Source organism: Nonomuraea turkmeniaca, assembly GCF_005889735.1.
Lineage (GTDB): Bacteria > Actinomycetota > Actinomycetes > Streptosporangiales > Streptosporangiaceae > Nonomuraea > Nonomuraea turkmeniaca.
On record NZ_VCKY01000423.1, the window covers coordinates 1 to 4,236 of the forward strand.

The window sequence follows — 4,236 nt, forward strand, 5'->3', positions numbered from 1 at the left end:
GACCAGCGGGTACGGCGGAGGCGTTGCGCGAGGCTGCCAACAGATGTCCTTCCGAGGGCTCGCGGCGGACTGACTACACGCACGCCAGACAACCTCGCAACGTGAGCAAGCATCGCGGGTCGTCAAAGGGCAGCGCAAAGGGGCAGTGTAGCCGAACGGCACACGCCTGTCCACTTCGCTCTCGCTGCATGCTCCACGTTGGTCGCAGCATCGCCCGTTCAGACGGAAACGTCAAGCCCGTGAGCCGGACTTTTGGCCGACTCGGGGCCCGGACGCTGGGTTTTCTCCCCTGCGTGACCGATCGCCTACCGCACAGGCCCAAGACGATACCCGCGAACGGGTGCGGTTAACGCTCCGTCACACCAGGGGCCGAACCCATGCCGACAACCGGTGTAGCTGTGACTGGGTTACCCCTGTCGTATGCATCGCTAAACCAGATTTTTGGTAACAATTGAAGGAAGCGGCGCGCCCGAGGTCCGGGGCGTCATGCGGTGCCCAGCAAGGTCGACAGGCCGGCGACCAGCCAGCGCGAGTCCCGCCGCACCATGACGAACCTCGCCCGGCTCTGCGAGAACTGCTGCTGGAGCCCGGCTTTGCCGGGGACCTCCTTGACCGTAGCAGTGTTCACGAAGATCAGAACCTCGACACGGTCGGGCTCGGCCCGCTCCACCCCCGCTCCCGCCACCGAGACGGTCTGCACGATCTTCTGTGACTTGGCCTTGGAGACCAGGCTCGTGGTCAGCTCTTTGTAGTGCTTGGTCAGCTCTCCGGTGGTGTGCGCGCCGGCGCGCACCAGGTCCTCCTCGACGGTCCGGTAGTCGTACGAGAGCAGGTCGGGCGCGACTTTCCTGGCCGCGGCCACGGCCACGGCGCCGGCCGCGTCGGCGTCGCGGAGATCGCGCAGGTTGAACCACATCGTCGGCACCAGCACGCCCGCCACGAGCACGAGCACGCCCAGCAGCACGATCACGAACATCCTCACAGGACCTGCACCGCCTTCGACACCAGCCAGGCGCCGCCGACCTTGTCCAGGTCCATGGACCACCGGTGGTACCGCGCCTGTGGCGCGTTCGCCGAGCCGTCCCAGCGGATCTCCACGTCCGCCACGACCAGCACCTTGGCCTTCGCGCCTGTCAGCGAGACGAGCCCTGCCGCACGCAACACGCCCTGCTGGACGACCTTGCTCCCGACCGTGGTGGACTTGAGCTTGTCCGCGGTGGCGGCGTATTCGGCCCTGGCCGCCCCCGTGGAGGTGTCGAGTATGCGCTGCAGATCGGCCTCGACGGTCCGGTAGTCCAGCGAGATCAGATTCCTGGCGTGGGCGCCCGCCGCCAGCAGCGCGGCTTCCTTGTCGCCCTCCCTGCCCTGCTCGTCGCGCGCCTGCACGGCGATCCACACGCCCGCGCCGACGAGCGCCGCCAGCACTCCGCCGAGCGCCGCGATCAGGATGCGAGCGAGCCGAACGTCGAGTCCCGCCACGTCTGCACCACCCCTTCCCGCGCGCCGGCCGCCGCCGGATCATAACGCGGCGGTCACGCCTGGAGCCCCTGAACCAACCGAGGTGGTACAGGAATGGGTGAATGGCTTGCGAGATACCGCAAATGCCTCCATACGGCCCTCAGAGCCTCGCTGAGCCCCCATTTCCGACGTGGAGACCTTCCCGGGGCGGATCCTTACTTGACGCCGTGCAGGAAGGCGTTGACCAGGCGCGGGTATTCGTCCAGCCAGTTGCGGCCGCGCTCGTCCACGAACGAGCCCTGCGGCGGGATCACGCCGTTGGCCGCCAGCCAGACACCGGGGGGCTGCTGGGTGCGGCGGATCCGGTTGCCTGTAGGCATGAGCTGCGGCGGGATCGGCGGCAGCGCGCCAGGATCGTGCCCCATCTGGGCCTCGGCCTCCAGCTCGGAGATGTCCTTCTCCTCCGACATGCCGATCGGCCCGTGTCTCCTGGCGTTGAGGAACTGCCGCACCACCGGCTCGTCGCTCGACAACAACATCTCGCGCGGGCCGAACATCACCAGTTCGCGCCGGAAGAGCAGCCCGATGCTGTCGGGCACCGTGCGGGCAGTGTTGATGTCGTGCGTCACGATCAGGAACGTCGCCTCGACCTCGGCGTTGAGATCGACGATGAGCTGGTTGAGGTATGCCGTGCGCACCGGGTCGAGGCCGGAGTCCGGCTCGTCGAACAGGATGATCTCCGGATCCAGCACCAGCGCCCTGGCCAGGCCGGCCCGCTTGCGCATGCCGCCCGAGATCTCCCCCGGGAGCTTGCGCTCCGCGCCGAGCAGGCCGACCAGCTCCATCTTCTCCATCACGATCTGGCGGATCTGGGACTCGGTCTTCTTGGTGTGCTCGCGCAGCGGGAAGGCGATGTTGTCGTAGAGATTGAGCGAGCCGAACAACGCGCCGTCCTGGAACAGCACGCCGAAGAGCCTGCGGAGCTCGTAGAGCTTGCTCTCGGTGCAGTTGGCCAGGTCGTAGCCGTCGATCCAGATGTGGCCGCGGTCCGGCCGCAGCAGCCCGACCAGCGTCTTCAGGAAGACCGACTTGCCGGTGCCCGACGGGCCGAGCAGGACGGAGATCTCGCCCGCGGGCAGCGTGAGCGAGACGTCCTCCCAGATGACCTGACGCCCGAACGACTTGGTGAGCCCGTCCACGACGACTTCGACGCCCACTGGCCACCCTCCCGTACTCCGGGGATGTTGCCATCACGGTAACGACGTCCGGCGGGGCGGGAACCCGATCCGGGAACTTGTTACGAGGCGGTTATCAGACTTCGGGTCCAGTAAGCGCTCGCAGGCTCGGGCGCAGCACCCGCGCGATCTCCTCCTGGGACACCTCGCGTAGTTCGTCCAGCTCCAGGAGCTGGTGGCCGACCGTCACACCGAGCATGATCATCGTCATCAGCGCGGCCCGCAGCCGGGCGTCCTCACCGTGAACGGAGTCGGCCAGCCGGTCGATCTGCCTGCCCAGCAGCTCCCGCGCCGACGCGGCGGCCTCGGGGTGGGTGAGCATGGACCGCAGCATGGCCAGGGAGCTCTGCGGCAGCTCGCCGATCTTCAGGGTGAGCGTGCCGAGCAGGTACTCGACGAGCTCGTCGCTGTCCAGCCCGGCGTCGGGGACCGGCGCCACCCGCACGGCCCGGCGGAAGAGCTCCTGCTTGTTGCCGAAGTACTGCATGACCAGGGCGGGATCGACCTCCGCCATCCGGGCGACGGCCCTGATCGTGGTGCGCTCGAACCCCAACTCGGCGAAGAGCGTCCTGGCCGCGTCGAGGATCCTGCCCTCGGTCCTGCGCCGCCGCTCGGCCCGGGGAAGCAGCTTCTCGCTCACGACCCGAACTCTACATGCGTTGACTCGTCTCCCCTTTTCGCTCTACGCTCGTTGAGTCAACGGTTGTTGAGCGAAATGGGAGGCCATTCATGTCCATCGACGAGATCGTCACGGGCTATCACGACGCGATGCTCCACAAGTCGGCCGACGCACTGGCCGGCCTCTACGCGGCGGACGGGCTGCACGAGTTCCCGTTCGGCGGTCTGCCGGCGTACAAGGGCAGGGAGGAGATCCGCGCGGGCTACCGCGCGATGTGGGCCGCGCCGTTCGAAGCCACGGAGGTACGCAGGCTGGCGCTGCACCGGACGGAGGATCCCGAGGTCGTGGTGGTGGAGCAGGACACGTACGTGACGGTCGGGGACCGGTCGATCACGGTCCCCGGCCTCCTGGTCCTGCGGATCAGGAACGGCGAGATCGTCCACACGAGGGACTACATGGACACCAGCGCTGTCGCCCAGGTCCGCGCCGCGGCGAGCTGACCCCTTGCCGCCACGAAGGCGTCACCCGGCCCTGTGAGGGCCGGGGATCATCGGCCGGACGGCGGCGGGTCAGGTCTGGGTGAGGTCGAAGACGGTGGTACCGCCGACGGTGGTGGCGGCGAAGGTCTCCTGGACCCAGGCGGCGATCTGGGCCGCGTCTTCGCTGCCGCCCGTGTCGCGCCCGCCCGTGTCGCGCCCGCCCGTGTTGCGCCCGCCGAACCCGCCCATTCCGGTGCCCACGAAGTAGTGGATCTTCTTGTCGGCCACGTACTGCTTGAACTCCTCCAGCGTCGGCGCGGGATCTGTGCCGTTGAACCCGCCGACCGCCATCACGGGCTCGCCGCTGGCCAGCTGGTATCCGGCCGCGTTGTTCGATCCGACGGTCGCCGCCGCCCAGGTGTAGCCGGAGGCGCCGTCCTTCAGC

Annotated in this window: 6 protein-coding genes; 1 reads left to right on the forward strand and 5 read right to left on the reverse strand. The window is 68.2% G+C overall.

The genetic code is table 11. The features are described 5' to 3' along the window. Positions 1–484 precede the first annotated feature (484 nt). The 4 genes from ETD86_RS52815 to ETD86_RS52830 all read right to left on the reverse strand — a co-directional run bounded on the left by ETD86_RS52815 (position 485) and on the right by ETD86_RS52830 (position 3,333). Positions 485–976, reverse strand: a complete 492-nt coding sequence (locus ETD86_RS52815; RefSeq protein ID WP_138674151.1) for a hypothetical protein — start codon at positions 974–976, stop codon at positions 485–487. Between the two features lie 2 nt (positions 977–978). Beyond that, a complete protein-coding gene (locus tag ETD86_RS52820) occupies positions 979–1,479 on the reverse strand; it encodes a hypothetical protein (RefSeq protein ID WP_138674147.1) in 501 nt (166 codons plus the stop codon). A gap of 194 nt (positions 1,480–1,673) precedes the next feature. Continuing rightward, a complete protein-coding gene (locus ETD86_RS52825) occupies positions 1,674–2,675 on the reverse strand; it encodes an ABC transporter ATP-binding protein (RefSeq protein WP_138674148.1) in 1,002 nt (333 codons plus the stop codon). A 94-nt stretch (positions 2,676–2,769) separates the two neighbouring features. After that, the gene (locus tag ETD86_RS52830; RefSeq protein ID WP_138674149.1) at positions 2,770–3,333 is read right to left on the reverse strand and encodes a TetR/AcrR family transcriptional regulator; all 564 of its coding nucleotides are present in this window, start codon (positions 3,331–3,333) and stop codon (positions 2,770–2,772) included. A gap of 89 nt (positions 3,334–3,422) precedes the next feature. On the opposite strand from ETD86_RS52830, the gene ETD86_RS52835 reads away from it, so the two are divergent. Then, a complete protein-coding gene (locus ETD86_RS52835) occupies positions 3,423–3,812 on the forward strand; it encodes a nuclear transport factor 2 family protein (protein WP_138674150.1) in 390 nt (129 codons plus the stop codon). A gap of 69 nt (positions 3,813–3,881) precedes the next feature. On the opposite strand, the gene ETD86_RS52840 is transcribed toward ETD86_RS52835, so the two are convergent. Further along, positions 3,882–4,236, reverse strand: a 355-nt coding sequence (locus tag ETD86_RS52840) for a mannosyltransferase YkcB-related protein (RefSeq protein WP_484213975.1), incomplete at its 5' end; no start/stop codon positions are given.